The sequence below is a fragment of the Nocardia sp. CNS-044 genome, assembly GCF_059570515.1.
The window spans coordinates 882,272-908,672 of sequence record NZ_JCANSX010000006.1 but is presented as its reverse complement, the minus strand read 5'-3'; the positions used below and the strand labels follow the sequence as shown (position 1 = coordinate 908,672).

Genomic DNA, 26,401 nt, shown 5'->3' with positions numbered 1-26,401 from the left:
CGATTGGGTGAATGGACTACTCTGGACATGGCAGAGACCTCGTTTCTGCACACGAATGAAAAGGGAGACTCCGAACGGCAGGGCTGCAACCCATATGCCCATCGGAGTTGGTTTCGTTCAGGCTGTCCCCTCGTTAGCGCGGGGGGACAGCCGCGAATCAGTGACGGCTAGCAACCGTAGTTATCATGCGATGAATCAATCTCCCTCCAATTTTTTCCATCTTGACACGGAAACCGTTGAGCGTGCCGCCGCCCAACCCACACAATTTGTGGGGGTTCCGCCAGACCGTTCCGCACACCAGGTGTGGAACGATCCGGGGCCGACACGGGGCCGCGCCTGACCACGTGGTACGCGGACACCTGCGATCACGTACCGCGACTCCCTCAGCGATACGGAACCAACTGCACCAGTGCGGGTCGGGAGCGCCATACGGCCGCATCGACCAACCCGCATGCGAGAGACAGACACAGGCGCGCACATCCTTTCTTTCCTACCCGGCCCGTCGAGTCCTTCTCGCTGTCTCCATCATCCCGCCAAGTGTCAGGCCGTCAAGGAAAAGCCACGAAATATCCGCCGGACCTACAACACATTTTTTGATAGCAGATAGCAATAGCGCGTCTAAAAGGGGATCTCACGCTTGACATACGTGAAGAAGAAAGCCCTCAATTTACTAAAAGGAGGGCTTTCTTCTAGGGCTGTGCGGGGTAGGTGTCGCGGAAAGCTTCGCGCACGATGGCCGCGTCCGGTGCGCCTCGGCCCTCTATCTCCGAGACCACTTCGGACACGCGCCAGTAGTTCGACGGCACCAGACGCCCGGACTCCACGGCCGCCAGCGCGACATGTGCCGCTTCGTCCGGCTTGTCTGCCGCGACCAGAGCCAGGCCCAGGTCCAGGTTCGCCGTAGCGATCCGGCGGGGACGCACCGACTCAGCGCCTGCCAGATCAGCGAGGACGTGCCGAGCGTAGGACTCGGCCGCCGGATCACCGAGCCAGGCCAGTGTGGTGGCCACATAGGCGTCCGATTTCGCGGGGTCGTACCGGAAATGGTGTTCCGGCCGGTCGGGCGTGCTCAGTCCGGCCACCAGCCTGGCCACCCGACGCAGCGCCCCGTACGTGCCCTTGCTGTCCCCGAGCCGTGCCAGCGCGCGGCCTTCCTGGGCGGTGGCTTGGATGAATGCCGAACTGCCCTCCGGGGCAAGGGAATACGCGGCACGCGACAGTTCTGCCGCCGCTGCGAACTTGCCGTCGGTCAATTGCTGCCACGCCCGCGTTTCCAGGCACCATGCCGCGATCTCGCGGTGTCCCGCTTCGTCCGCCAGCTTCCACGCCAGGTGTCCTCGCGCCGCTGCGGCGGAGGTTTCGCCTAGGTCGATATGGCACGTGCTGGCGAGTAGCGACAGCCAGCCGACCGAGACCAGCAACCGGCGGTGCTGCGCCAGCGTTTTCCGGCTGTCCATCAGGCGTCCGGCGTAGCCGAGATGCTGACGGATGCGCATGAGTAGTTCGTCCGGCGGAGTTGTCGGGTACCCCGCAGCCAGGTCGTCCACCGCCAGCTCCAGGCGGTCCAAGGTGTCCCCGCCCAGGTCCGACGCCGCGACCCGCTGAATCCACTCCGTTGCTGCCCGCTCACCGTCAGCCGGTTCAACGAACAGCGCCGAGCCGATACCCAGGGCGTCGGCGTAGGCGGTCACGTGCTCCGGCCTAACCTGGCGCTGCCCGGTCTCCAGCATCCCGAGCAGCGCCTTGCTGTAGTGCGTGCGCGCCGCCAGTGCGGACAGGCTGAGCCCCGCCGCCTCTCGGGCAGCGCGAAGCCGGATACCGGTGATGGCGTCCGATTCCCCGCTCTCGTCCACAAGACCAGCCTAACGGGCTTGATCCGCTGTAGACGTTTGTAGACGCCGAACGGCTCCAAACCCAAAACGTGCACATCTAGCGTCTTTTTCAGCCCCGCCGTCGGGTGGATGGGGGTGCCCCTTCATCCCCGGCGGCGGGTGCTACTCAGCACGCGTTGGCCCAGCAGGGAGGGGTTGTATCAATGGGTTTGTCCGAGGAGTTGGGTTGGGATGAGTCGGTAGCCCCACCGACTGCGCCGCGTACCGACTCGCCTGCCCCGGTGGCCGATACGCCGCGTTCGCGGGTTGGCTACTACCGCAGCGTGTGCCATCTGCCCGCTGTGCTCCAACCGGACACCGGCCGTATCAGTTTCACCGCGGGCATGGTGTGGGCGGTAGCGATGCCTGCGGAGTTGGGGCAGATGGTCAAGGTCCACCTCGAGCGCCACAAACAAGGTGGTGGGCCGATCGTGACCCATCCGCGCTCCCACACCTGGACGTTCCTCGTGCGCTCGGACATTCCGGCCACGATGATCGCTGCCGAGGCAGCGTTGTTCCATGCGCGCCGAATCACCGTCTTGGGCAACGGCGATCACGTGGCGTTACCATCCCCGGCTGATCAGGGTTCGGAGCATCGGGTGTGGATCACCGCCGCGCATTCGGTGTTCCGGCCGTCTGGGCGTGCGGTGCTGTATGCGGTGCACGCCTGCCTGGCCCCGACCCGACAGCCCGCGCTGTGAGCACCGCCGCGCCGACCCCGGACGGGTCGCCATCGCCCACCGAACCCGATGTGCACCTGAGTGTGTTCCTGCACGGGCAGCGGATGGACTTCGTTGCCTGCCTGACCGCCGCGTTGATCTTCGTTCAGGAGCACCAGGCCCGCCACTACGTCGATGCCGTGACCGTCGACCTGGACACGCGCGAGTTCCCGCGCCTTCCGAACGAAATCCTGTACCTCGAGAGGTAGCACCTGTGACCAACCGCGTGAGCCAACAGAATCGGCCCGAACACGAAAGGCGCAGTGACGCAGCACATCTGCAAAGAAGTCGAGATGCCTTCAGTCGCGCCCAAGCCGCCGCGCTGACCGCTTTGGCCCAAGCAGGGCGGGCGTGTTCGGCACGGGAGCTGGCAGGCGGGCACCACATCGGCCCGATCACCCTGACTCTGCAATGGCTGGTCACCAAGGGCCAGGTCCACACCGAGATCCGCCAACCAGCAGGTGCAGGACGCGCGGAGCCGGTCTATGAGCTGACCGACGAGGGCCGCGCCACCTGTCAGCATCTCACGATCCACCCACCGCTAGCCCGGCCGCAGGCGCCCCAGTCGAGGAGATGAAATCGCGTGCCCATCAATGCCATCGGCCTGCTCAACCGCAGCGTCAGCGACTCCTGGTTACGAGACGAGCGAGTGATCATCGACCTCAGCCACGCGCGGGGGTATCGGCTGGTGCACATGGTGACCATCGACGCCGACACCTACATGCCAACCACGTTGATCGTGTGGACCGCACACCAGCACACCGCGACCGTCGTCGTCGCTCCCAGCGTCGAGCACTTCCCCAGTACGAGCATCCAAAACGCGGTCGCTCTAGCCTGTGCCCTGGTGACACCCGAACGCACAATTCCCCCGCTGCAAGCCCACACACCATGAGACTCGCCTACGACAGTGCCAAGGGCCGGGGTGGTCGGCTCGTGTTGCGCCCCGTCGCAGGGTTGCCGCCCCTACCCTGTGTACGGCGCTTCGTGGAGCCTGGAGTTTGCGGCGCTGGCATGTTCGGACGGAGAGGGGTGGTCATGGCCGAGGTGTCCGGCGAGTTCGACGAAGAGGACTTCCAGCAGTTCGTCAAGGATCAGCGGGACCCGCGTTGGGTGGCGTGCCTGGACAGCGTCGATGACCAGTTGGATCGCTTCCTGAGCCGGACACTGCCCTTCTTTTCCGGCGCTTTTACTGGCGATCTGCATTCGGCGGCGGCGTTGTATTTCGCCGAAGAGGCTGCGCTAGAGCAGTTTACGAACCGAGAGGCGGTACGCGCGCCGGAGAATCGTGCGGTGGCCGAACGCTTCGAAGTGTTCCTAGGTGAGGTGTTCCGCCGCGGCTTCGACGGGGCGTGGATCAACCTCCCTTATCACGACGAGACGGGTATGGGCTTCTGCCCGGTTGTTCGGTTCCCGTTCACCAACCTCGACATACACGTGCGGGCTTTCCTCGAAGCTGCGGCAGAGGAGCGCACGGGGGCCGAGTGGCTGTCGGTGTGGGCGCGCGCCGACAAAATACGAACCGCATGGAATGAGGCCGGAAGCCCTCAACGTACGCAGTGGGACCAAGCCGGATGGGTTCCACCCGAGAACGGTCACGAACTGAAGGAGAGTATGGGCATGGGTGACGAGCAGTTGAGCATGGATCTCGGTGTGAACATCGAAGAATCTGCGTGGGCGAAATGGGTTGATCCGTCTCGCCGGGAAGCTCAAGCACGAAAGTTCATGTCCTACGCAGGCATTCGGAGTATCCCGGACGAGCTGTGGAGCTATAGCGACTCGCCAGAGATCATCACGGAGCAGCAATCGGCCGACGATGCTGTAGCGGAGTTGTTCCCGGACTGGGACGCGGTGAAGTCGAACCCGGATATGGCCGACGCGTTCGCATGTTTCCTCGGCGAGTGTTTCGCAAAGTATGCCGGAGCCGAATGGTACGACAGCCCCGTCGGCCGGGAGCGCTCTCTGTACGACGACGTGAATCCTGCACTTGTTTACGGTTTCGAAGGGTCGACGGATCACACGGTGTGGCAATTGTTCGACTTGATGTTTGAAAATCGGCTGGAACGGGACGGGCGCATGTTCACTGTGATGGTCGACATGATGGGTGAATACCAGGAGGAATGCCGTTTCCTCCCGAGGAAGCGTGGCAGCTGACCCGCGGCTTGCCGTAACTGATGTGATCGCACATGTTCGGGGGCTGGGTCACTCATGCCAGACGACTACGATAAAGACCGAATCGGATTCGACCCGAACGACCGTGGAAGAATATTCGAGAATGGCGCCGAGGTATTTTTCCGCGATCGCGAAAATGGCTACACGAAGCAGGTTTCGGTACCCGTTCCGGGGCGAGACGAGAAACGTCGTTTCGACAAAGCGCAAGTAAAAGACGGGCGAATCCGAAGCGTCGAAGACAAATCAGGCGGAGTGCGAGGCCCCAACGACCTCAAAGAACTACGCAATGACCGAATACTCCTCGAAAACGGCATCATAGATCACCACACGATACGCACAGTCGAAGGCGAGCCTATAGCGCGAGAGGCGCAGCAGTTGATAAACGAAATGGCTCGGGACTTCCCGAACCGTTTCGAACACCAAGTCATCCCCCGGTCGGTCGCTCGCCAAATCTGGGCCTTGGGACTGCAAAGGGAGCCTGGTAAGCAGCTCGAATTGGACGGGGTCCGTGACAAGGCGCGCGAGCACGCGGCCCGACAGCGGCAAGCACCCGCCGTGTCGCTGGTCAAGCAGCGTGAGTCGCCCACCGTATCCCTGGTTCGCACCGAGGAACAGCAGCGGGACCGTTCCCGGCGCAGCGAGGAGGCGCGGCAGCGGAAAGAGCGGGAGCGCGCAACGCGGCTCCAGGCAGCCAAGGAACGGCTCTCACGTGCCGTTGCCGATCAGAACCGGCGATTGGCCGAAGCGCGGGAGCAGGGGCAGCCCGTTCCCGCGCAGGATCTGAAGAAGTCGCACGAGGGCATTACTCAGCAGCTCGAAGCCGTGCGGGCTATGGAGGCTGCCCAAGCGCGCGAGGCGCTGGAGAAGGCTGGACTTGGCGCGAAGCAGATAGAGGCGATGGAGCCGATTCTGAAGCAGGGGCGTGAGACTCCGCGGCTGGACATGGTGCGCGATATCGACGCGCTTGGCGCTGCTGCGCAAGATGCGGCGAAGGCTCAACAGCGGCGTGAAGAGATCGAGCGTCAGCGTGAGCAGGTCCGCGATCGCGTCGAACGTAGCCCCCTGCCGCGCGAGGTGGCGCAGATCCTGGAGCTGGGGAGGCCGCAGCCGGGGGAGACGCCACGGCCTGCGCCGGGGCACGAGGTGAGTCAGGCGCGGTTGCACTACGACATCGCCAAGGAACGACAGCGCGAACAGGAACGCCAACGCAAACGAGGGCTGGGACGGGAACCAGAGGGAAGCGCATAGCAGGCCCTGTCTAGACAACGGCGCCACCTACCCTTTAGGCCAAGCGACTGAGCGACGGCTCACCGTGCCGGATTCGGCCACCACCTCACTGGTTTCCCGGGGTCCAGGGCTGGGCCGTTCCGGTGCGTCGCGACAGGCATGGCAACCAGTGGTCTGATTCGCGGAATGTGTTGTGCCGCAGTCTTGAAGGCTCTGTTGGGAGCGAGTGAGAGAAGTTGGGAACCCCCGGGAATCAGTAGGAAAAGAAGGAAGAGATAACCGGTAACCCAACAGATTGGAACTTGCCGAATTTCTCTCTACAGAGTCAAGAGCGGCGCGCTACGCGCGCCGCCCAGGGTCGCCCCGCCCTCCGCTCCGCTCCGGTCGGCGCACCCTGGCCCAGACCCAGGAGGGGAACCGAACCATCACACTCACCTCGCAGCGCGACCGCGCGGCAACCGGTACTCTCCGCAGCAATTACGGTCTCAAGGGTCCTGCCGCGCCCCTCCGGGGCTTGCCACCTTCGAATCTGATGGGTCTCAGGCTCTATCCCGCGGATCGGAATCGCGAAGGAAAGCGCTCGTCCGGCAGACCGTGCGGGAGCCCGGCATCTCGCCGTTCCTTCTGCTTTCGCTCCCAGCTGTACAGCGAACTTGTGATTGTCGCGAGCGCATCCCACTCCTTGCAGACGCTGGTTCGCTTGCCGCAGGAGCATTTTGTGAGCTCGCCGTCGACCGCGTGGTGTAGCTCATCGAGGGCGAGTAAGTGCGCCATCGCTCGGTCCCTTGATCGGTAGGCCGCGTCACGCTGGTCATGCGCCTCTGTGACCTCTTGAGCGTCAAGCCACCGGCGGACGGACTCAGCCTCTTGTCCGCGCTCATTTTTGTAAGACCACCGGACATCTTCGAGGAGCTTGTCCTTCTCAGCCACCTGCTTTCGAAGCGACTCCACCTGCTTCCTGAACTGCGCGACCTCGTCGCTGTGGTTGGCGTTCGTCAGATTCAGCTCCGCGGCCCACATTTCGAGGTGGTCGGAGTCACGAAGCTTCGACTTGCTCAGGGTGTCACCGAGATGTCGTTGGCAGCCGGGGCAGATCACCAGATCGCTCGTCGACTTGAAGGTAAATGTTTTCTCGATCTTGCAGCACAGACACACGGCGTTGGTCGGTCGGTGCAGGTTGTAGCGATGCATGAGGTTCCTCCTTGAACGCTCCACACAGCCGGTTCTGAAACCCTACACCTGGGGTCTGACACAGTAGGAAGCCACAACATCTAGTGATGCCTACCTAGTGTCCCTGAGCGCGCTGCGGACGGTCCGGCAATGTTGCCAGACATTTGCTATACGACTTGATCTCCGGCGTGTCCCTTGGGTGACACGCCGAGCTAGCCCTGCGCGACCTTCCAACTAAGTCACAACAAATTGTCTCGCCGCCGTTCGAACTCGAACGCATATGCGATCGTGGTAAGTAGTCAATTGTTGTCGTTTCAGCAGGTCATCACCCACTTCTGTACGTCTGTTGACAGTCCTAAGTAGTTCGTAGTAGCCATGCCGCTCGGTATCGAGAAGGTCAGGGGTTCGATTCCCCTTAGCTCCACCAGCGGAGGCGAGTGCTCGCGGAGAGCGCTCGCCTTTTTGGTTGGTTCCGCGTGTTTTGTGGGGGCGGAGCCCCCACGCCCCACCCGGCGGGGCTTCGCCCCCCGGACCCCCTTTCAGGTGTGCCTGCTCGGGTTGGTTCGCCCTTGCTCGCTGGACGAGAGACACGTTCTTGTTCGCCGCCTCGGGTACGCCTCCCCGCCGCAGGGTGTTCCTCCCCGTGCCATGTAGTGCCGTTGTGTCATCGCCGGGTCGGCGTGGCCGAGGACATCAGCGGATCACCAGGTCGGCGCTGTCACAGTAGTCGGCGACCGTGGGCGGGGTGTACGCCTTGACCGGTGTGCCCCGGTTGTGCTCGGCCTTGGACAGCTTGCGCGGGCACGGCACCTGCGAGGTTCGTACAGCGGTGAGGACGAACCGCAACTCATCGATGGTGAGATCGCGCGCGCCACCGGTGCGGCCCTTGGCCTCGATGTTCTTGGCCATCTGCGATTCCCGGCCGGGCGTCATAGCCCCGAGCATGGAGCACTTCCCCAACGCCAGCATCCAACGCGGTCGCCTTGGCCTGTGCCCTGGTCGGCGCACCCTGTCCCTAGGCTCCAGGGAGGGGCGCCGGACCCGCTACGTCAACCCTCGCAACACGCGATCGCGCGGAAGTCTGTTACCTGTCGCAGCACTTACGTCTCATTACCACAGGTGCTGCCCTTCCTGTACCAATGAACCTCATGCCGGCAAATGCAGGATGAGCTGGAAGGCATATTCATTGAGCTAGTGGAAGGCTGTGTGGCTCAGTAAATCTCAGGGGAAGTAAGTCCAGGGTAGCCCGGTTTCGACCGCATGGCGGACACTCGAAGTCATGCAAGCTCTGACGATCCTCGAGCACGGGACCGGACCGGCGGTGGCACTCGTACACGGTGGCGCGGGGCCGAAGGCAACTTGGACCGGGCTGGACTCGCTGTCCGCGCGGTGGACGCTGCTGCTTGTGCACCGACGCGGCTTCGGTGCGAGTCCGCCGCCACCGGGTGGGCAACAGGACTTCGAGATCGACGCGGCCGATCTCGGACGTATATTCCAGGCTCGGCGCCCGCATGTGGTCGCCCATTCCTACGGGGTACTTGGGGCGCTCCTCGCCGCCGCTCAGGCACCCGAGACCGTGCGCTCGCTCACCCTCATCGAACCGCCCCTGTACTTTCTCGCCCCTGATGATCCGGAAGTGGCTCGGCTGGAGAGTCTGGGAAACGCGGTGCTCACCCACGGTCTCGACGCCGACCCCGCAATACTGCGCGAATTCCTCACTCTCGCAGGGGCACCGGATGGGGGAGGGAGTCGGTTGTCCGATGGAGCCGTGCGCCGCGCGTGGGGCGCTCGTTTACCGGGGCAAGCACGACCGGACCTGACCGCTTTGCGGGCGGCCGATGTCCCTGTTCTAGTCGCATCGGGTGGACACTCTCCCGGCCTGGAACGGATCTGCGACCTGCTCGCCGACGCACTCGGGGCGCAACGGCTCATCGCACCAGGTTCGGGCCATTTCGTCCCGGCGGCACCGGGTTTCGTCGACCGGCTCGAAGCGTTTCTCTCGGCGGGCAGTGGCACGGAATCGAGCTGACCTGCGCTGCTTCGGCCTGGCAACAGCGGTCACCGGATCAGTTCCGGCGAGTCGGCATCGACGTCGATCAACAGCGCATCAGATGCGGCACTCACGCCGGACGTGCTTACGAATGAGCCTGCATGAGTCACAAACGTCCTGTCGTCCTGTGTATCTCCGCATGTGCGATGTCGGTCGTGGTCGGGGGGTGCTCCTCGGACCCAGGGGACGATTTGGGTCACCTGTCGAAGTGTGCGAACGTCGCTTTCCCAGCTGGTGCCGATGTCGTCTGGTACGAGCATGACAGCGGTTTCAGGGAGTCGACCACGGTAGCCGTTGTCGATATTCCGGCCGGCTCCGTCGACGAGTTCAAACGGCAATCCGACTTCGCGAAGTTCGCCCCAGGCGTTCCGTCATCGTGGAGGTCCTACTGGGCCGCGACCAGAATGAACGACCTGCTATCGACAGACACTGGAAACGAGCACTCGGTGGAAGACTATCGCGATCCGCGGCGGTACGTCGTCATCCACAACAGCGGCGGCGAGACGCGAAAGGTCTTCGTGCATACGGACTGCTGACGCCGGAGCCGTGCCCAGGGCCTCTCAGATCCGCCGCCTGATAGCCGGGTCCTGGACTCGGCACGGCCCTACCCGACGGAGCGCGTCCGGCCTACCTCTTGCGTGATCTGCGCTGATTGCATCGGGCCGACGGGACGGCGCGATCATGACCGAAGGCCCCGATCGGTGTTCCTCTCGGGGCCTTGGTGTTACGTCCGGGGGCTACTTCGTGGCGGGGAAAGGCTGGTTGATGGTGGTGAGGTACTGCGCGGCGGCGGCGATGGCTACCGGGGCGGTGATGAGTAGCTGGCCGGCGATCGTGCCGAGGGCGCCGATCGCGGCGACGCCGCCCAGGCAGCCGACGGCCGCGGCCGGGAGGAATGGGCCGAACAATCCGACGAGGGTGGCGGCGGCGACGGTGCCGCCGACGACCGCGCCGAGCACGCAGCCCACCGCCGCGCCGCCGATCCCGCCGACCAGGGCGCCGAGGCTGACGCCGAGGCCGATGGTGCTGGCCATCCGGCTCCAGGCTGCCTGCTCTCGCTCGTACGGACTGCGCCATCCGGCCTGGTCCTCGTAGGGCAGGGCCACCGGCTGGTACGAGGCCTTGGTCGGATCGAGTTGCGGGGTGAGGACGGCGGTGCGCCCGGAGATCTCGGCCGCGATCGGAAAGACGAAATCGTCTATGCGGAAGGACAATTCTGTTCCGGCCAGCACGGCGCCATCGGATGCTCTGATGGTGAACGCACCGTCCGCGACGGCGAGCGTGCCGGAGTCGACGGTGATGGTGGCGGACTCGGCGTCGGTGGTGGCGGTGTATCCGACCGGAGGCGGGGCGGCCGGGGCGGCTTGCGCGGTGGCCGCGCCGAAGCCGATGGTGGCGGTGATCAACGCGGCGGCGAGCGTGGTGGCCGGGGCGAACTTGGACACGGCGATATTTCCTCTGGCTGTGCGTGAGATGTACGTGGTCGGCATTCCATCAAGCGGCGTCGAGGGCTGCGGTGATCTTGCGGGTCATCTCGGCGACGGTGGGGCTGGGCGAGCCCGCACGGGCCTGGGCGGCGTCGATGGCGACGAGGACGGTGCTGCGGAAGTTGTCGGCCTCGGCCGGATCCTGTTCCGCGAGCAGGTTCATCGCTGCGGTCAGGGCGGGCAGCACCTGGTCGGCGAGTTCGGCGACGGACTTGCCCTTCAGTTCGATGTCCTTCGACTTCGCGGCGAGCACGTGCCCGACCAGGCCGGTCGCGGAGTACAGGGCGATGGAGCCGTCGGTGGCGATCTTGTGCGGCTTGCCACTGGCGGCGGCCAGCAGCGATACGGCGCCGTACGCGGCGGTCCGCAGGGTGGCCTTGTCCTGGTCGGTGAGGGTGATGGAGGAAGCGCTGTTCTTTGTCATGGCAACGACTATCGGCGGCTGGCCTGACAACGCGCTGACAGCCGCCTGACACGGCCACCGAGACCGTGTTCTACCCAACCACGCCAGGCGTTTTCAGCGTCTTGACCTGGCACGACGCGGTAGAGCTGTCGATTCGAACGCTCGGCTGTGTCACCCCAGCGGAGCGTTCGGCAGGCCTCGTAGTGCTTTGTCTTACGCTGACCCCGAAGTCCCCTGTGCGACCCGAGCGGGGGTCTACGCGGCGACGGTGGCGAGGCGGAGGTGATCCTCGATGTCGGAGGGGGAGCCGGTGTAGTGGAGGGTGCGCAGGCCCAGGTGGGCGGCGGCTTGGCAGTTGTCGGCGCGGTCGTCGATGAAAAGGACGCGGCCGGGATCGTGAACTCCGGTGGTGGCGAGGGCGTTTCGGTAGGTGTTGGGGTGGGGTTTGTTCTTGCCGAGCCGGGCGGAGTAGAGGGCGTCGGTCATCAGAGGGCGCCAGGCGGAGGCGTCGAGGGCATCGCTCACCGGATGGGGTGCGTTGGAGAGCAGCACCATTGGGAGCTCTGCCTGTCGGGCCTGGTGCAGGAGTGCGACGACGCGGGCGTCGGTCGAGGTCCACATCGCGGTGTCGACGGCACGCAACCGGGTGAGCAATTCCGGGTCCGGGAGGTGGCCGAGTACGGCGGTCCAGAAGTCGGAATCGTCGGACTCGCCGGAGTCGTAGGGTTCTCGGGCGCTCCAGAAAGCATTCTGGAAGTGTCCGAGCTGATCGGCGGGCCACCCGGCGAGTTCGGCGAGGCCGGTCCACATGGGAACGGTGGGCTGTAGGCCGATGACGCCGTTGTAGTCGAAGATGACCGCGTCGAGTTCCGCGGGCTGCTGAGATAGTGCGGTTACCACCGGTTCTCCAGTGCTCGATGAGACAGGACGGCCACGCCCGCGGCGAGCAGGGCGGGCAGCATGAGGGCGAGGGGCAGGGTCGTCGCGGTGGCCAGGGCGCCGATGAGCGCCGGGCCCGCGAGCAGACCGAGGTAGCCGGCCACGGCCACGGTGGCGACCGCGCGCGGACCACCCGTTCCGGCCGCGCTGAACAGCGAAGGAATCGTGACGGACAGGCCGAGACCGAATGCGGCCCAACCGGCCAACGCGAAGGGCACGTCGGTCACCACCAGACCCGCGACGAGTCCGAAGGAGGCCAGAAGTGCGCCCGTGCGAACCACTTTCGGCGCGCCGAAGCGTGCGATGAGTCGATCGCCGACGAGACGCCCGGCCGCCATGGCCGCGCTGTATCCGGCGTACGCCGCGGCACTGATCGCGGGGGACGCGTGCAACCCGCTGAGATGGACTGCCGACCAATCGGCGGCAGCGCCTTCGCCCAGCAGACACGCGGCAGCCAGCAAGCCCAACAGCCAGAGCCGAACTCGGGACAGCTCCGACAAAGGCTCCGCCGCATGGGTTTCCACCGGACCGACGTCAGCGCTTTGCGATCCGATGCAACGGGTCGCGGGTGCCGCCGCGACCGTCGCCGCGATCGCCACGCCCGCGGTGACGCCGAAGACGTAGGTGTGCGAATCGTGCGCGGTGACAGCGGCGAGCAAGGCGCCACCCAGGGCGCCGAGACTGTAGGCCGCGTGCAGGCTCGACATGATCGGGCGACCGTATGCCTGCTGGCAGCGCACCGCCGCGCCGTTCGCCGCGACGTCCAGCACACCGTGCGTGGCGCCGAAGAGCAGCGCCGCGGCGGCGAGCGCGATCGGAGTTCGGCAGGCGCCCAGCAATGCGAGGCTTGCGGCGAGACCTAGTGCGCCGCTGGTCAACAGCTGGGGAAGCCGGGCGGGTTCGGCGAGCCGACCACCTACCTGGAGTCCGGCGACCATGCCGACCGCGGCCGCGAGCAGTACCGCGGCCAGCCCCGCGGTGTCCAGTCCAGCGGACTCCTGGATGGCCGGAATTCTGGTTCCCCAGACGGCCATCACGACGCCGAGTCCGGCGAAGTATCCCGTCAACAAACCACGACTCCGCACTACGGCGTCGGGTATATCTCGCGCACGTGCCGAAGCCGGCGCGATGGTGCGTGTCATGAAAGCTCCATCGATGCCGCCGCCGCTTTCGCTGTCGAGAAATGGCCGCGAAATCGGCTGCGAGAGGGTGAGTTTGACGATGTCCGCCTCTTGTCGACGAGAGAGGCGCGCGAACTGTAGATCGGAGGAACGTTCCGCGGGTCAAAGACTGAAGGTTGCGCGACGCTGCGCGAACAAGCCGAAACCTACCAAGGGGTACGGGAAGCTACCAGCCGGAGCGGGCCTCGGTGATCCGGTCCACAAAATGCCGTCCGGAAGTATCAGTGACCGGAAGATCTGCACGTGACGGCGCCGAGACTGGATCGAGCGCGGTGGCGACGGAGCCGCGCCCAGGACACGATCCGGCTCGTCGCGTTCGTCTGCGTCAAGGATCCGTCAATGCGTCTGGCAGCGGATGCGTGGTCATTCGACCGGGGGACCGGCTCCGATGCGCCGCGGGGCGAGACCCATTGCTGCTCAACGCATGTCAGATTCCCGCAAAATCCCAGGCGGACGTCTTATCGCTGCTGCCCGAAGGGTGCCATTCTCTGAAACCGATTCATCGGTGGAAGGGGCAAGGGTGGCAACGAAACTCGGGATAACGCCGGATCGGTTGCGTCGCGCGGCCGGGGCGATGGGGGACCTTCGGGATCAGGTGAACGGCATTCTCGCCACCCTGGAAACCTCGTTGGACACCCGAGGGGCGGCTTGGGGCGGTGATGGCTACGGCACCACCTTCGCCGACGGTCCGGAGGGATACCTGGCGGCGCGCAAGAATCTCACCGAGGGGATCAGTAACACGGCCAAGACGCTGGATTCGTATTCCGATGGGCAATACAAGGCGGCAGCGCTCCTCGCACGCACGGACAAGCGCTCGGGCGACGGCATTCGGTAGCACGTGTCCATCACTATTCCCGGCGAGCTGGAATGGCTCGGCTGGATCGCCGGCTCGGATTGGCCGGACGGCGACGAAGACAAGATGTGGGAGATCGCTGATGACTGGCGCAAGGCCGCCGCCGACATCCGCGATCTCCTTCCGGAACTGCAAGCGGCTAGGAAAGCGACCATCGCGGCGTACCCGTGGGGCGACGGCGTAGAAGCGATCACCACTGCCCTGGACAAACTGGACCACGGCCCGGAGTCGCTGGAGCACTTGGCCGAAGTTCTCGACCTGGTGGCGGACGCCGCGGACGCGCTCGCCACCGAGATCCAGTACACGAAGATCCTCATCATCAGCTCGCTGGCCATGCTGGCGTTCGAGATCGCTGCGGCGTGGCTCTTTCCGCCTACGGCGCCACTGGTCGAGGCGACGGCCATCGTGGCGACGCGCGCGGCGGTGCGGATCCTCGGACAGCGGGCGGTCAGCGCCATCGCGCAATTCACGGCGAAGACGGGCATTGCCGCCGTCACCAAATTCCTGGCGAAGCATGTCGCGTTCAGCACGGTGCTCGGCGCGGGACAGGACGCGGCGATCCAGGCGTATCAGGTCGGGGCGGGCACTCGCGACAAGATGGACTGGAAGCGCGTCGGCACGACCGCCTATTCCGCTGGCGCCGCGGGTGCGTTCGGCGGGCCTGCGGGTGGATTGCTGGCCAAAGGTGCCGCGAAAGTTCCCTTGCCCGGCGGACGTTGGGGCGACGCGCTCGAGGGCGCGGTCGTCGGTGCGGGCGCCGGCGTGGTCGGTGCCGTTGCCGCGCAGGGATTCGGCAACGCGTTCAACGGTGGGAGCTTGAACCCGCTCGATTGGGGAGATCCGCTCTGGCTCACCAGTGGCGCGGCCTTTGGTGTGGCTACCGGCGGCAGCAAGGGATTTCGCCATTCGATGGCGGGCCGTGGTCCCGGCATAGGTGGGTTCCGCGCCGCGGATCCTGCGCAGTTCGGTCCGGGGGGCGACGGGAGCTCGGGATTTCAGACACCTCGGAACGCGGGCGAAACCGGTTCGGGGAGTGGCTCCGGCGAACCTGCGAGTGCTTCGTCGGCGCGTGAGGGTCAGCCGAACTCTGTTGCGCCTGAGCGGAATACTTCGAGCGGTGGCCTGGCGGAGGCGAACGGGAATCGCGCAGGGTCTTCGGCGGGTGCTGGTCTCCGCGGCGCGGATCCTTCGCACGGTGGTGAGCGCGGTGTTGTCGCCTCGAGTACGGGGACCCGCGGTGTGGATCCGTCGCATGCGGGTGGTGGTGAGCGTGGTGTCGCCGAGTCCGGAAGCCGTGGGGTCGATCCGTCGCATGCGGGTGGTGGTGAACGCGGAGTTGGCGCGCCGGATAACGGAATTCGCGGCGACGATTCGTCCACGGTCGGTGGCGATCGGCCGGTTGGCGTCTCGCCGGAGAACGGTGCTGGGAACGATGGCGAGTCCGCCAATGGCAACCGAACTTCTGGCGGTGAAGCGTCGGGTAAGGACAACACCGGTGCCGAAGAGCGAGGAAGCGGGGGTCGCTCCAACGCGCCGGAAGGGGAGGGAACGTCGGAGAGCGTTCCGCCACGCTCCGGTTCGGACCTATCGCGAGTCGAATCGGAGGTGGGAACCGCCGGCGGTGACCGCATGTTCAGTAGCTCGGCGGACGAGGCCGGTACGCCTTCCTCCGAGCCACGGGGTAACGAAGGCACTGCTGGGGTCGAGCCGAATTCCGTTGCACGCGAGGGGGAAACACGATCGCCTGCGTCGGCGTCGGGACTGTCGTCCGAGTCCACGACGGGACCGCAGCGCGCCGCATCCGGTCCCAGCGCCGGTGATGGCGTCCAGTTGCGCCCGATGTCCGGCTCGGAGGGGCGCGTCCCCACACCGAGCGTCGGTGACGGCGGTCAATCGCACCCTGCGCCTGGTTTGGAGGGGCGTGGCCCTGTTCCGAGTGTCGGTGACGGTAGCCACGCGCGCCCTGTGTCCGGTTCGGAGGGGCGTGGCCCCGTTCCGAGTGCCGGTGACGGCAGCCAACCGCGTCCCGCGTCCGGTTCGGACGGGCGCACGCCCGCATCCGAGACGCGAAACGGGATTCGACCGCAGCCTGCGTCCCCTGCGAATACCCCGGATTCGTCCGCGCAACGCGCAGGAAGCAGCGACAACCGCCCAGCCGTTCCCCAATCACGCGCGAGCACACCCGAAGGCCATCGATCGGCTCTCACCAACGGCTCGCCGGTGGAGGCATCGTCGACCGGGAAGGAAGCCACGTCCGCGCCTGAACCGGTGGCCGCTGTGCGTCCGGCGGAAGCGCCGGGCCCGAAAGTGCCCGCGGCATCGTCCGGTACGCCGCGTCCGACCGTAGAGGGGGTGGCGCAGGGAGGGGATGGGCCGACGCCCGATGCGGGGCAGGCCCAGGAGGAACGGAAATCGCCTGCGGAGGGAAGCGACGGGCTTCGAGACAAGTTGCGACGACTGAACATCGATCCGGAGGGGATGAGCCCGGATCGGATGCGCCAGGCGGCTGACGAGGGGTTGGCGCGGAGAGTCGACGAGCTCGCCGAGAAGACCGCCGCGCTCGAGGCTGCTGGGTTGCGACCCAACGAGTTCGCCGCCGAGCGCGGGAACTTGCAGCGCCAGATCGACGAGTTCATCGCTCTGCGACGGGAACTGCGAGCGGACTTCGAGAGATGGGGACCCACCCCGGAACCGATCACCGCAACCGATCCGAACCAGACGACGGAGAAGGGACCGATAAAGCAGCCGAGCCAGGCGAAATCGGAAGGCGAAGAGACATCCGAGCCTGGATCCACACCGGAACACCCAGCGGCCACCCAGCAGCCCACCACCGAGGCTCCACGGACACCGCACGGTGCGGACCCGGCAGGCGAACAGGCCAGTCAGGGTGGCAACTCGTCGCAGGGCGAGCGGGCACCAGTCCAGGAACCGGAATCCGATGGTCCACTCGACACGACCTCGAAGATCCCGTACACCCCGAGGTATCCCCCCGTGCCATCGATCCCGGGATACGAGGCGGCCGCCCCGCCTGCCGACTCGGTTTGGGAGCCCGAGCCGGAACCCGAGCCCGAGCCGGAACCTGAGCCCGAGCCGGAGCCGGAGCCGGAACCTGAGCCGGAGCCGGAGCCCGAGCCGGAACCTGAGCCCGAGCCGGAGCCGGAGCCGGAGCCCGAGCCCGAGCCTGAGCCGGAGCCCGAGCCGGAACCTGAGCCGGAGCCGGATCCCGAGCCCGAGCCTGAGCCGGATCCCGAGCCGGAGCCGGAACCTGAGCCGGATCCGGAGCCCGAGCCGGAGCCCGAGCCGGAACCTGAGCCGGATCCTGAGCCTGAGCCTGAGCCGGAGCCCGAGCCCGAGCCGGAACCGGAGCCGGATCCCGAGCCCGAGCCGGAGCCGGAGCCCGAGCCGGAGCCCGAGCCTGAGCCGGAGCCCGAGCCGGAGCCCGAGCCGGAGCCGGAGCCGGAGCCGGAGCCCGAGCCGGAGCCGGAGCCGGAGCCAGAACCAGCGGCTGATATGGAGCGAAAGTCGGAGACTGCCGACTGGACGAACCGTCGATCACCGGACTTCCTCGACCTCGCCTGAGGTTGCACATCCTCGCTGAGCGAGATCGCCCAGTGCTGCCATCCGCTGATTTCCGAACGACGTGCGAGCCCGTCCGGACGCTGGTGCTCTGTCGGTGATGCGAGCGGTGTGCTCGTCGCTGGTGCGTGTCCGGACTCCGCCCCCGAGGCGGCGCGGGACTGACCGCTATCGCCGGATAGTGCAGGCCGCACGTGGAATCCGGCTGACCTACCGTCTACGAACCGGCTCGAACGTGCGTCGTTCGCGAGCTCTACTCCCGATGAAACCTTTCCCGCACCAAATCCATTCGGGCGCGAAGTTCCTCGGGACTGATGACCCCGCGATCCATCAACGTATGCGCGGTGATCACCGCCGACCGCGCTCGCACCGGAAAGTCGTGGTAGATGGTCTCGCCGAGTACGTCTTCCGCGTGCCGGCGTTCGAGGTTGTCGAAAGCTCCTCTCCAGGAGAGGCATTCGCACGTCGCCTGCATGCTCGACTCCCACGGGTCGGGTTTGCGGTCGAGTTGGGGGAGGGTGGATTCGCGGGTGGTTCCGGGGGCGAGGGTGTTCAGCAGGACGTCGTAGGGGCCGGTCACCGGCGTCCCTCCCTTCGCATGGCGTCCTCGACCTGGTCGGGTGGTTTCTGGGCGGTCCAGTCGGCTTGGGGGAGGGCGACGCCGATCATGGTGTCGCGGGTGACGATCGCCGCGAGTTGTTCCTCGGTCCAGCCCTCGGTGCCCTCGGGGCGCATCGGCATGACCATGAAGCGGGATTTCTGGTTCGAATCGTGGACTCGGATCTCGACCTCCGGCGGGAAGTGCAGGCCGAATTCGGCGAGCACCTCGCGCGGCCAACGGACAAGGCGGCGACGGTAATTGGGGGTGCGGTACCAGTCGGGTGACATGCCGAGGACGGGTCGCGGGTAGCACGAGCAGAGGGTGCACACGATGACGTTGTGCACCTCGGGGGTGTTCTCCAGGACGTAGAAGTAGGTGTAGTCGCTCGGCGTGCCCGAACCGGTGGGGTCGCGCCAGTCGATGCCGATCTCTTTGCAGGTCTCGGTGCCGTCGGCGAGCAGGCGCGCCTTGAAATCAGGGTCCAGCCACGCCTTCGCGACCAGTTTCGATCCGCCGTGCGGGCCGACCGCCTCGGCCCATTCGGAGAACCGCCGGTGGTCCTCCTGGGAGAACAGGCCCTTCTCGATGGCGAGTTCGCGGATCGCCGTTTCCAGCACCTCGAACTCGCTGATCTCCTCGCTCGCCTGGATCGGCGCGTGCGCCCCGTGGTCGTGGGTGTGACTCACTGCGAATCGTCCTCCTCTGCGGGCTCGAGCCAGCGCTCGGAGACCTCGGTCTCCAGGGTGTCGGCGTCGAAGCCGGTGTAATTCGGCCACAGATCCTTCTGGCGGAACCGCACGACGTAGAACGGCTCGACGCGGCCGTCGTCGCGTCCCCACGCCTCGTCTTCCGGGATGATCCACTCCGGCCGGTATTCGACGACGACGCCGGTGCGGCCGCGGGTGTAGCTCTGGGTCCGGGTGTGGAACATCGACGTCGCGTCGCGCACCGTCACGCGCTCACCGATGCGGTACTTGCGGGTCATGCTCGCTCCTTCAGCCGCGCGCGCACCTCGTCCAATTTCGCCGACAGCTCGTCCGGAGTGATCAGGCCCTTGTTGATCAGGACCTTCGCCGCGACCGTCGCCCAGCGTGCGTAGTAGGGAAGCCCGAAGTAGAGGGTCGCGCCGAGGTCGTTCTCGGCGCGTCGGCGCTCCTCGGAGTTCCACACCCCGCGCCAGCCGAGGCATTCGCAGGTGACGTAGGTGTTCATCTCCCACGGCTCTTCGACTTTTTCCTGGTACGCCACCGGAATGTCCGGTTGCCCGCCGACGTCGTGCAGCACGTGGCGCAGGGCCTCGAAAAGCTCGTTCGAGATGTCGTACGGCGAATCCAGCGGGTTGCGGAACACCGGCGCGATGTCGGCGACCCGGTGCTGAAGCTGGTCGAATCGATTCGGTGAACTCATGATGGCTCCGTTGTCGCGGCTCCGATATCCCCGGCGAGATGCGGCACGCGCCGCCTCGGGGCAAGCACTGGGGAGTGACCCCCATCACAAATACGGTGTCAGGTCGCCCACGATACACGGCACGTTTGCCGGAATGAAGCTGCTGCGCTGCGCCAGAGCCGAGACCGGAGCGGATGCGGGCCGCTCAGCTCCACAAAGCGTCAGCGACAGACCCGCCTGGCTCGATGCCGGGCGGTATCGCGAAGAACGCGCTGCCGGTGTGCTGGATGAGCGGATTCAGGCGGTCGCCGTTCGCGAGTGCGTGCTGGGCCTTGATGAACTGCTCGGGTGGGTTGTTCATGAAGGCGGCGAAGAGCAGGCCCGCGTCGAGCTGGTTGTGTCCGCCGTGGGCGTGCTCCGGCGTGCCCGGCGCGTGGGTGTGCGGTTCCTCGGCGACGCCGCTCGCGTTGGCGATGAGGGTGCCGTAGTCGTAGTTGTAACTGCGACGCAGCATGGGGATGTTGTGCACGAGGCGGACGTGCGCTCCGGCGGGAATGGCGAGTTCGCCGCTGGCCGTGCGGGATTCGAGGTCGAGCGGATCGAACTCGCGTTCGCCGTGCAGCGGTGCGCCGTCGCCGCGACGGCGGCCGATGATGCGGTCTTGCTCGGCGAGTGGAAGCTGGTCCCAGTCGGCCGTTTTCATGCGGATCTTGCGGAAGACCAGGTAGGTGCCGCCGCGCAGCCAATCGGGTTCGTCAGGGGAGTCGATCCACACGGCGCGGTCGAAATCAGCCGTCCCAGCTCGTGGATTCGCCGTGCCGTCTTTGTGGCCGAACATGTTTCGCGGAGTACCGCCGTCCGCCGGTCTGGTGAGGAAGCCGTGCTGGGTCCAGCGCATGCGGCCGAGGCCGGGCATGCGTGCGCGGAGGGCGCGGAACGCGTGGCTCACGATCTGGGCGTCGTCGGCGCAGATCTGAACGAGGACGTCGCCGCCGCTCCACGCGGGATTCAGTGCGTCGCCGCGGAATTCGGGGAGTGGGTGCAGGTGGTTCGGGCGCTGGGACGCGAGGCCGAAGCGCTCGTCGAAGAGCGCGGGTCCGAGCCCGAAGGTGATCGTGAGCCGAGCCGGATCGAGATCGGTGGCGAAATCGGTATGCGCGCTGAAACCGCGTGCGGTGTCCGGAGTTTCCGGGACGGGGTCGCCGTGGGTCAATGCCGCGGCCGTCGCGGTCCATCCGGTCAGGAGTTCGCGGAGCACGGTTCGATCCGGCCGCGCGACGTCGACGGACAGGAACAGCGCGTGCGACTGGGTGAGGGTGGCGATACCGGCTTGCCTGGGGCCGTGGAAAGACTCGGTGCGGGAGGGCGGCGCGGGATCGGGCGCCGTCGCTCGACCGGCGACCGCGCCGACGGCTGCCGCTCCCGCCGTGACGAGGCTCGCGCCGAACAAGGTGCGGCGGGAGACTCGACCGGTTGGCGAATCAGAATTACTACTGCCTGTAGTACTTTCGCTCATGCGCCACAGCGTAGCGGCGCGCGAGCAATCCTTCAATAAGGCTGAAGGTTAGCGACTTGTTCACCCGTGCCGCGCTCGGGGGTCGAGATGCGCGAAACTGAAGGCGTGACCACCGAGAACGCCCGACCTGGACCGCCCGCGATCAGCACATCCATCATCGTGCTGACGCTCGCGCGCAAGGTGGAGACCGAACTCGGCGCCGCCCTCGCCCCGCTGGATCTCACCATCGCCCGGCTGGGACTGCTCGGTCATATCTCCGGCGTGCCCGGCGCGTCGTTCAGTGATCTGGCGCGGATGTCGGGCATCAGCGTCCAGAGCGTGCACACGGCGGTGAAGGCGCTGGTTGCCGCGGGGCTGGTGCGCGACCGCACGGCCCGCGCCGGGTCGGCGTCGACGATCGAGTTGACGCCCAAGGGTTCTCGGCTGCTCCGCAAGGCCGAGGGGGTCGTCGCCGAGGTGGACGAGCGATTGTTCGGCGCGGAAGCCGACCCGATCCGACGGCAGATCGGCGCGGCCATCCTCGCGGCCTTTGCCGGAGGGTTTCCCGAATCGCGCACCGCGCGGTGATTCCGCGCACGTCCTTCAGCTTGGATGAAGCTTTCCGTTAGGCTTCAGCCCAACTGAAGGATGAAGGAGTCGATCGGTGAAGCATGTCTTGCTGTCGGTTCACGTGGTGGCGGCCATCGTGTTCGTGGGTGGCTCGGCGGTGGCGTCGAGCCTGTTCCCCCGGTACGCCCCGGTCGCGGCGGGCGCGCCGACGCGCAACGGGGCCGAACGCAGTGTCCCCGTCGCGCAGGCGATGCACCGGGTGACCGGTGTCTACGCGGCGCTCGGTGTCATCGTGCCGGTGGTCGGCATCGTGCTGGCCGCGGTGCAGGGCCGGATGGGCGAAATCTGGATCACGCTGGCCATGGTGCTCACGGCCGTCGCGGGCGGGCTGCTCGCGGTCCAGATCCATCCGATGCAGCGCGACGCGCTCGCTGCGCCGGACGACGGTCGGCGGCTGCGCGTGCTCGGGATGCTCGCCGGTGTCTACAACCTGTTGTGGGTGGTCGTCGTCGTGCTCATGATCGTCCGGCCCGGCTCCTGAACCAGCGCGGATTCGATGTCCCCGCTACCGAGCCGGAGCCGATCCCGGCCCTCCTGACCTGCGGTGTTCGCCCGTTCCGGGCGCACGTCGGCAGCTTCCGCGCAGCGCGTTGGCACTATGGCTGAGGAAGTGATCGTTACGAGGAGGTAGTTGGACATGGCTCGGATTCCCACGGCGCTGTTGGCGGCCGGTGGACTCGGCGGTGGTTTCGCGCTCGCGCAGGCGACGAAGAAGCGCGAGTTCGGCGGTGTGGTTTTCGCTGCGGCGACGGCGGCCGCGCTGCCGCGGTGGCGGAAGGCGGTCGGCACCGGTGGGGCGGCGGCGCTGACGGGACTGTCGGTGGGCGCGCTCGGCGCCTCGCACCCGTTGGCCAAGAAGATCGGCGCGTGGCCGTCGGTGGCTGTGGTGTCGGGTGTGGTCGCCGTCGCCGCTTGGGCGACGGTGGATCGTCGGGCCTGATTCGGATCACGGCTGTGCGGCCGGGGACGCTTCGGGGTTCTCGACACGATGGACCGATCGGCTCGGCGGACCGAAACCCGCGGCGCAGACTGGAACCCGCGGCGCAGACTGGAACCCGCGGCGCGGACCGAAACCCGCGGGGCCGACTGAAACCCGCGGGGCCAACTGAAACCTGCGGGGCATCTTCGGCCACCGCATCGCCCCGGCTGAGCCGAGTCGATGCGTTCTTCAGCGGGGCGGGCCCGATCCAGTCGAGCCCGCCCCTGACGTATTGGGTTGTGTACTAACGAAAATCGAAACTCAGGCGGCGGGAAGCTCGCCGGCGGGCGCGATGGGCGGGGCCATCGAGCCTTCCACGGCGCCGACGATCGCGCCGATGCCCGCTCCGGCGGCGACGAACGGCAGCGACATCATGCCGACGGCCAGGGTCGCGGCGAGGACGGGCATGAAGAACAGCCCGGCCGGGGCGAAGGGGATGCCGACGACGAGGCCGATGGCCGCGCCCATCACCGCGGAGGCGACCGCGATCGGGCTGGCGACGGCCGCGCCGACGAGCGCGCCCTGGGCCGCGGTGCCGATGACGTCGGCCGAGATCTGGTCGGACCGCGAGCGTTCCATGCCCGAGGACTGGAGTGCGCCGGACAGGCCGTTCTGCGCGACCATCGTGGCGCCGTTGATCTGATCGGCCTGCTCCGGGGTGATCCAGTCGGGCCGTCCGAGTTCGACGTTGCCGACGCGGAGCACGTTCGTCGGCGCCGGGACGGGCGCGGCCTCGACGACCGGTGTGGCCGCCTCGAACTCGTCGTTCACGGCCGTCCGCGGCGCGGGTTCGATCGGGTCGGCGGCGGGCGCCGGCACGATCGGCAGCGGGATCACCGCGCCGAAGATGTTCGCGCCGAACGGGAACTGTTCGGCGACGGCGCCGACCGGAACGGCCTCGCCGGGCGGAGGCGCGTCGGCTATCGCGGGCGCGGCCGTGACGACCGCGGCCGAGATCGCGCCGACGACCAGCGTCGTCGTGCGCAGTGAGAAGGAACGGAACGGGATAACTGCCTTGTTGGCCATGCGGCGTCCTCATTCGCAGAAGCGGAGTTTCCTACGCATCTGATTCGGAGCCGCATCGCATTCGGATGAAACGAATTTCACACACCGCGTCCCGCGCGGTCTGTTTCGCGTCGGACGCGGGTCAGCCCTTCGCCTCGGCCATCTCCTCGGCGACATCCGGTTCCGCGATGTCCGGCGTATCGTCCGTCCGCCGGCGTGCGCGCAGGTAGGCCCACTGCAACACACCGAGCCCGGCCAAACCGGCTATCGCCGTGCCGATTCCGATCTGCCAGCCCGGCGGCCGCCAGTCGACGACCAGTTCGGCGTTCTGTGTGCCGGGCGGGATGTCGACGGCAAGGAAGGTGCGGGCGACGGCGAACGTGGACAGTTCGCGGCCGTTCAGCGTGACGCGGTGGCCCGGCCAAGTGAGGCGGGAGAACACGACCCGGCCTCCGGTCGCGGAACTGACCTTCGCGCGGGTGGTGATGTCGTCGTAGGAGCCGGTGGACGACGCGGTGACGCCGGAGGTGTGCGCGATGGCGCCGTCGCGGGTGGAGGCCGGACCGTCCTGGCGTTCCAGCACCCAGATGAAGCGCTCGTGCCCGCGGTAGTCCACCCACTGCCAGCCCGGCGGGGCGGGGTGATCGCGCGCGTCGGGATACTGCGCGCGGTGCAGGACGACCCGATCGACCTTCATCAGGTCGACGACGGGAACTCCGGTCGACGGTTCGTCGGCGAAGGCGCGGCGGAACGCGTCCGGGCAGGTGCTGCCGTCCCATGCCATGCAGAGCAATCCGGCGATGCCGGTGTGGCCGATGGGCGTGTAGGCGTTGACGTAGTCGAGTTCGAGCGCCTTGGCGTAGTTGCCGATGGCCAGCGATCCGTACGCGCCGTCGAGACCGCGGTCCTCGGGGGCGATGATCGCCCGGTCGGCGAGCTGCAAAGTGAGCCCGTCGAAATCCGGGAAGGCCGCACGCATCTCGGAGCGCTTCTCCGGGAAGTTGTACGACAGCGGGGTCAGCGGCGCGATCGCCACCTGGGTGAAAGCGATCGGGAACATGGCGACCATGGTCAGCGCGCACGCCGCGACGATGCCGCGGTGCCGCGCGAGCCACACGACCGCGAAGCCGAGGGCGGCGACCACGACAGCCGCGATCAGATGCCGCAGCGCCAACAGGGGTGCGGCCGAGAACGATCGGACGAACAGCAGCCCGATCAACACCCCGGCGGCGACCATCCGCCTTCGCGAGGCCGCGAAAGCGCCGTACCGGCTGAGCAATACACAGACCAGCACCAGCAGCGCGATCGCCACCATCGGCAGCACCCGCGCGGGCCAGCGCAGCGGGCCGATCGCGCCGGGGCCCGCGGTCCACATCAGCACCGCCGTCGCGAAGAACGCGATGCCGCTGAACTCCCGTGCGGAGCGGCGCGCCGCCCGCCAGTCGACGAAGGCGAGCGCGGGAATGAGGAACCACGCGATGTAGACCATCGGCAGCGGCTGCACGTGACCCCACCAGGCGGTGAACGCCGGTGTGGTGCTCGGCAGGCTGGCGTTGAGCGACTCCGACCACGGCACCGTCAGGAACGGATCGTTGTGGATCTGCGCGCTACCGCGCCAGGTGACCTGCGAGGAGAGGATTCCGGATAGGTTCGCGATCGCCGCCGTCAGCGCCGCGCAGCCGGAAGCGAGCATCAGCCGCACCGCGGGCGCCCAGCGCTGCTGGTGGACGATCTCGCCCGCCGCGACGGCGACGATCACCAGCGCCGATTCCACCGCGGGAAAGGCGTACTGGACGGTGAGCGTGAGATACAGGAAGACGAACACCGGAATGGGTCCGCTGCGCCCGCGCGCGTAGTTCACGCCCGAGGCCCAGGCGTGCACCATCCACGCGGTCGCGACGTGCGGGGTGAACCAGCTCGCTTCGTCGAAGAACAGGAACCAGCCGCTGAGCGGGAACGCCACGCCCGCGACCGCCGCCCACGGCGCGCGTGCGCCGTACGCGAGGCAGATACGGAAGACGCCGAGGCCCGCGATGATCGAGAAGACCAGCTTCACCAGGGTCGCGTAGAGGGCGAGGTCGTCCATCGAGGGGGCGATGAAGAAGACGAGCAGGTGGGCCGGATTGAGCAGCCCCGCCTCCTCGAGTGTGTAGTTGCCCGCCATCCACTCGTGCGGGACGAGGATCGGCAATCGCCCTTCGCGCAGCTGGTTTCCGAGTGCCACCCACATGGGGGCGTACTGGGCCTCGGTATCGTCGGTGTAGTAGTGCCGCGGATCGGCAAGCAACACCGCCAGATATCCCGCGATCACTCCTAGTGAGGTAATCGCCCCCCACTTCAGCCCTACTCGGCGCGGTTCGATCGCCGCGATTGTGCTCACAAGGGGCGCAGCGTATTAGCACCGCTTGAACGAAGCAAGAACTGATTGGTGACATTTGTCCGATTAGTCGCGCTTATGTCCGGTTGGATTTTGCTTCTCCGCACGTGATAAGAGGGTTGTCATGTCATGTTCACCGTGTGTCCGCCTCGCGGACACCAGAGGCCGCGGCGCGCGGGTCCGGCGCCGGTCGATGCATCGATGAGGCCGGTGGAAGGGGGGTCTCCGGCGGTCGGCTCCGGCGAGGTCGACGATCGGCGTGGGAGTTCGGCGACCACTGCGC

General features: G+C 66.8%; 26 protein-coding genes and 1 pseudogene. 13 read left to right on the top strand and 14 right to left on the bottom strand.

The genetic code is table 11. The annotated features are described in order from the left end of the window. Nucleotides 1-689 precede the first annotated feature (689 nt). Nucleotides 690-1,853 carry a helix-turn-helix domain-containing protein gene (locus tag T333_RS12910; protein ID WP_496424563.1) on the bottom strand — a complete coding sequence of 388 codons (1,164 nt, stop codon included), beginning with the start codon at nt 1,851-1,853 and terminating at the stop codon, nt 690-692. A 260-nt stretch (nt 1,854-2,113) separates the two neighbouring features. On the opposite strand from T333_RS12910, the gene T333_RS12905 reads away from it, so the two are divergent. The 5 genes from T333_RS12905 (at nt 2,114) to T333_RS12885 (ending at nt 6,007) form a co-directional block, all read left to right on the top strand. After that, the gene (locus T333_RS12905; protein ID WP_496424562.1) at nt 2,114-2,572 is read left to right on the top strand and encodes a DNA-directed RNA polymerase subunit beta; all 459 of its coding nucleotides are present in this window, start codon (nt 2,114-2,116) and stop codon (nt 2,570-2,572) included. Then, nucleotides 2,569-2,799 (top strand): hypothetical protein, encoded by a 231-nt coding sequence (locus tag T333_RS12900; RefSeq protein ID WP_496424561.1) that lies wholly within the window; start codon nt 2,569-2,571, stop codon nt 2,797-2,799. The genes T333_RS12905 and T333_RS12900 overlap by 4 nt, the downstream gene beginning before the upstream one ends. Before the next feature lie 374 nt (nt 2,800-3,173). After that, complete coding sequence (locus tag T333_RS12895; RefSeq protein WP_496424560.1) at nt 3,174-3,482, top strand: hypothetical protein; 309 nt, start codon at nt 3,174-3,176, stop codon at nt 3,480-3,482. Nucleotides 3,483-3,625: 143 nt separating this feature from the next. After that, nucleotides 3,626-4,741, top strand: coding sequence for a hypothetical protein (locus T333_RS12890; RefSeq protein ID WP_496424559.1), 1,116 nt, complete (start codon nt 3,626-3,628; stop codon nt 4,739-4,741). A 54-nt stretch (nt 4,742-4,795) separates the two neighbouring features. Then, nucleotides 4,796-6,007, top strand: coding sequence for a hypothetical protein (locus T333_RS12885; RefSeq protein WP_496424558.1), 1,212 nt, complete (start codon nt 4,796-4,798; stop codon nt 6,005-6,007). 525 nt (nt 6,008-6,532) lie between these two features. On the opposite strand, the gene T333_RS12880 is transcribed toward T333_RS12885, so the two are convergent. Together T333_RS12880 and T333_RS12875 are read right to left on the bottom strand one after the other, a co-directional pair. Beyond that, nucleotides 6,533-7,177: a hypothetical protein gene (locus T333_RS12880; protein WP_496424557.1), complete on the bottom strand. Its 645-nt coding sequence runs from the start codon at nt 7,175-7,177 to the stop codon at nt 6,533-6,535. Between the two features lie 672 nt (nt 7,178-7,849). After that, on the bottom strand, nt 7,850-8,089 hold the full coding sequence (locus tag T333_RS12875; RefSeq protein WP_496424556.1) for a hypothetical protein: 240 nt from the start codon (nt 8,087-8,089) through the stop codon (nt 7,850-7,852). Nucleotides 8,090-8,435: 346 nt separating this feature from the next. Between T333_RS12875 and T333_RS12870 the strand changes: the two genes are divergently transcribed. Together T333_RS12870 and T333_RS12865 are read left to right on the top strand one after the other, a co-directional pair. Next, entirely contained in the window at nt 8,436-9,185 is a 750-nt protein-coding gene (locus tag T333_RS12870) for an alpha/beta fold hydrolase (protein ID WP_496424555.1), read from the top strand. A gap of 122 nt (nt 9,186-9,307) precedes the next feature. After that, nucleotides 9,308-9,742: a hypothetical protein gene (locus T333_RS12865; RefSeq protein ID WP_496424554.1), complete on the top strand. Its 435-nt coding sequence runs from the start codon at nt 9,308-9,310 to the stop codon at nt 9,740-9,742. Nucleotides 9,743-9,943: 201 nt separating this feature from the next. Here T333_RS12865 and T333_RS12860 read toward each other — a convergent pair whose 3' ends face one another. The 4 genes from T333_RS12860 to T333_RS12845 all read right to left on the bottom strand — a co-directional run bounded on the left by T333_RS12860 (nt 9,944) and on the right by T333_RS12845 (nt 13,105). After that, nucleotides 9,944-10,657: a DUF8020 domain-containing protein gene (locus T333_RS12860; RefSeq protein ID WP_496424785.1), complete on the bottom strand. Its 714-nt coding sequence runs from the start codon at nt 10,655-10,657 to the stop codon at nt 9,944-9,946. 43 nt (nt 10,658-10,700) lie between these two features. Further along, nucleotides 10,701-11,117: a hypothetical protein gene (locus T333_RS12855; protein WP_496424553.1), complete on the bottom strand. Its 417-nt coding sequence runs from the start codon at nt 11,115-11,117 to the stop codon at nt 10,701-10,703. Nucleotides 11,118-11,351: 234 nt separating this feature from the next. After that, nucleotides 11,352-11,996, bottom strand: coding sequence for an HAD family hydrolase (locus tag T333_RS12850; protein ID WP_496424552.1), 645 nt, complete (start codon nt 11,994-11,996; stop codon nt 11,352-11,354). Then, nucleotides 11,990-13,105 (bottom strand): MFS transporter, encoded by a 1,116-nt coding sequence (locus tag T333_RS12845; RefSeq protein WP_496424551.1) that lies wholly within the window; start codon nt 13,103-13,105, stop codon nt 11,990-11,992. The genes T333_RS12850 and T333_RS12845 overlap by 7 nt, the downstream gene beginning before the upstream one ends. A gap of 631 nt (nt 13,106-13,736) precedes the next feature. Here T333_RS12845 and T333_RS12840 point away from each other — a divergent pair. The 3 genes and pseudogenes from T333_RS12840 to T333_RS12830 all read left to right on the top strand — a co-directional run bounded on the left by T333_RS12840 (nt 13,737) and on the right by T333_RS12830 (nt 17,648). Continuing rightward, a complete protein-coding gene (locus T333_RS12840) occupies nt 13,737-14,051 on the top strand; it encodes a WXG100 family type VII secretion target (protein WP_496424550.1) in 315 nt (104 codons plus the stop codon). Nucleotides 14,052-14,054: 3 nt separating this feature from the next. Next, nucleotides 14,055-14,486: pseudogene (locus T333_RS12835) on the top strand (WXG100-like domain-containing protein); the annotation flags it as partial. Nucleotides 14,487-16,517: 2,031 nt separating this feature from the next. Next, a complete protein-coding gene (locus T333_RS12830; protein WP_496424804.1) occupies nt 16,518-17,648 on the top strand; it encodes a hypothetical protein in 1,131 nt (376 codons plus the stop codon). A gap of 250 nt (nt 17,649-17,898) precedes the next feature. Here the strand turns inward: T333_RS12830 and T333_RS12825 are convergent, their stop codons facing one another. From T333_RS12825 to T333_RS12805, 5 genes are all read right to left on the bottom strand, one after another. Continuing rightward, the gene (locus T333_RS12825; RefSeq protein ID WP_496424549.1) at nt 17,899-18,225 is read right to left on the bottom strand and encodes a ScnB; all 327 of its coding nucleotides are present in this window, start codon (nt 18,223-18,225) and stop codon (nt 17,899-17,901) included. Beyond that, the gene (gene scnC, locus T333_RS12820; RefSeq protein WP_355002082.1) at nt 18,222-18,932 is read right to left on the bottom strand and encodes a thiocyanate hydrolase subunit gamma; all 711 of its coding nucleotides are present in this window, start codon (nt 18,930-18,932) and stop codon (nt 18,222-18,224) included. Before scnC ends, T333_RS12825 begins: the two co-directional genes overlap by 4 nt. Then, a complete protein-coding gene (locus tag T333_RS12815; RefSeq protein ID WP_067784346.1) occupies nt 18,929-19,231 on the bottom strand; it encodes an SH3-like domain-containing protein in 303 nt (100 codons plus the stop codon). The genes scnC and T333_RS12815 overlap by 4 nt, the downstream gene beginning before the upstream one ends. Then, nucleotides 19,228-19,653 (bottom strand): hypothetical protein, encoded by a 426-nt coding sequence (locus tag T333_RS12810; protein ID WP_496424548.1) that lies wholly within the window; start codon nt 19,651-19,653, stop codon nt 19,228-19,230. Before T333_RS12810 ends, T333_RS12815 begins: the two co-directional genes overlap by 4 nt. A 184-nt stretch (nt 19,654-19,837) precedes the next feature. Continuing rightward, the gene (locus tag T333_RS12805; RefSeq protein WP_496424547.1) at nt 19,838-21,148 is read right to left on the bottom strand and encodes a Dyp-type peroxidase; all 1,311 of its coding nucleotides are present in this window, start codon (nt 21,146-21,148) and stop codon (nt 19,838-19,840) included. A gap of 105 nt (nt 21,149-21,253) precedes the next feature. On the opposite strand from T333_RS12805, the gene T333_RS12800 reads away from it, so the two are divergent. The 3 genes from T333_RS12800 (at nt 21,254) to T333_RS12790 (ending at nt 22,697) form a co-directional block, all read left to right on the top strand. After that, a complete protein-coding gene (locus T333_RS12800; protein WP_355002079.1) occupies nt 21,254-21,715 on the top strand; it encodes a MarR family winged helix-turn-helix transcriptional regulator in 462 nt (153 codons plus the stop codon). A 76-nt stretch (nt 21,716-21,791) separates the two neighbouring features. Beyond that, the gene (locus T333_RS12795) at nt 21,792-22,238 is read left to right on the top strand and encodes a hypothetical protein (RefSeq protein ID WP_355002078.1); all 447 of its coding nucleotides are present in this window, start codon (nt 21,792-21,794) and stop codon (nt 22,236-22,238) included. Nucleotides 22,239-22,394: 156 nt separating this feature from the next. Then, a complete protein-coding gene (locus T333_RS12790) occupies nt 22,395-22,697 on the top strand; it encodes a hypothetical protein (RefSeq protein ID WP_496424546.1) in 303 nt (100 codons plus the stop codon). A gap of 300 nt (nt 22,698-22,997) precedes the next feature. Here T333_RS12790 and T333_RS12785 read toward each other — a convergent pair whose 3' ends face one another. Then, complete coding sequence (locus T333_RS12785; RefSeq protein WP_496424545.1) at nt 22,998-23,762, bottom strand: hypothetical protein; 765 nt, start codon at nt 23,760-23,762, stop codon at nt 22,998-23,000. A gap of 121 nt (nt 23,763-23,883) precedes the next feature. Then, on the bottom strand, nt 23,884-26,121 hold the full coding sequence (locus tag T333_RS12780; protein ID WP_355002075.1) for a hypothetical protein: 2,238 nt from the start codon (nt 26,119-26,121) through the stop codon (nt 23,884-23,886). Between the last annotated feature and the right edge of the window lie 280 nt (nt 26,122-26,401).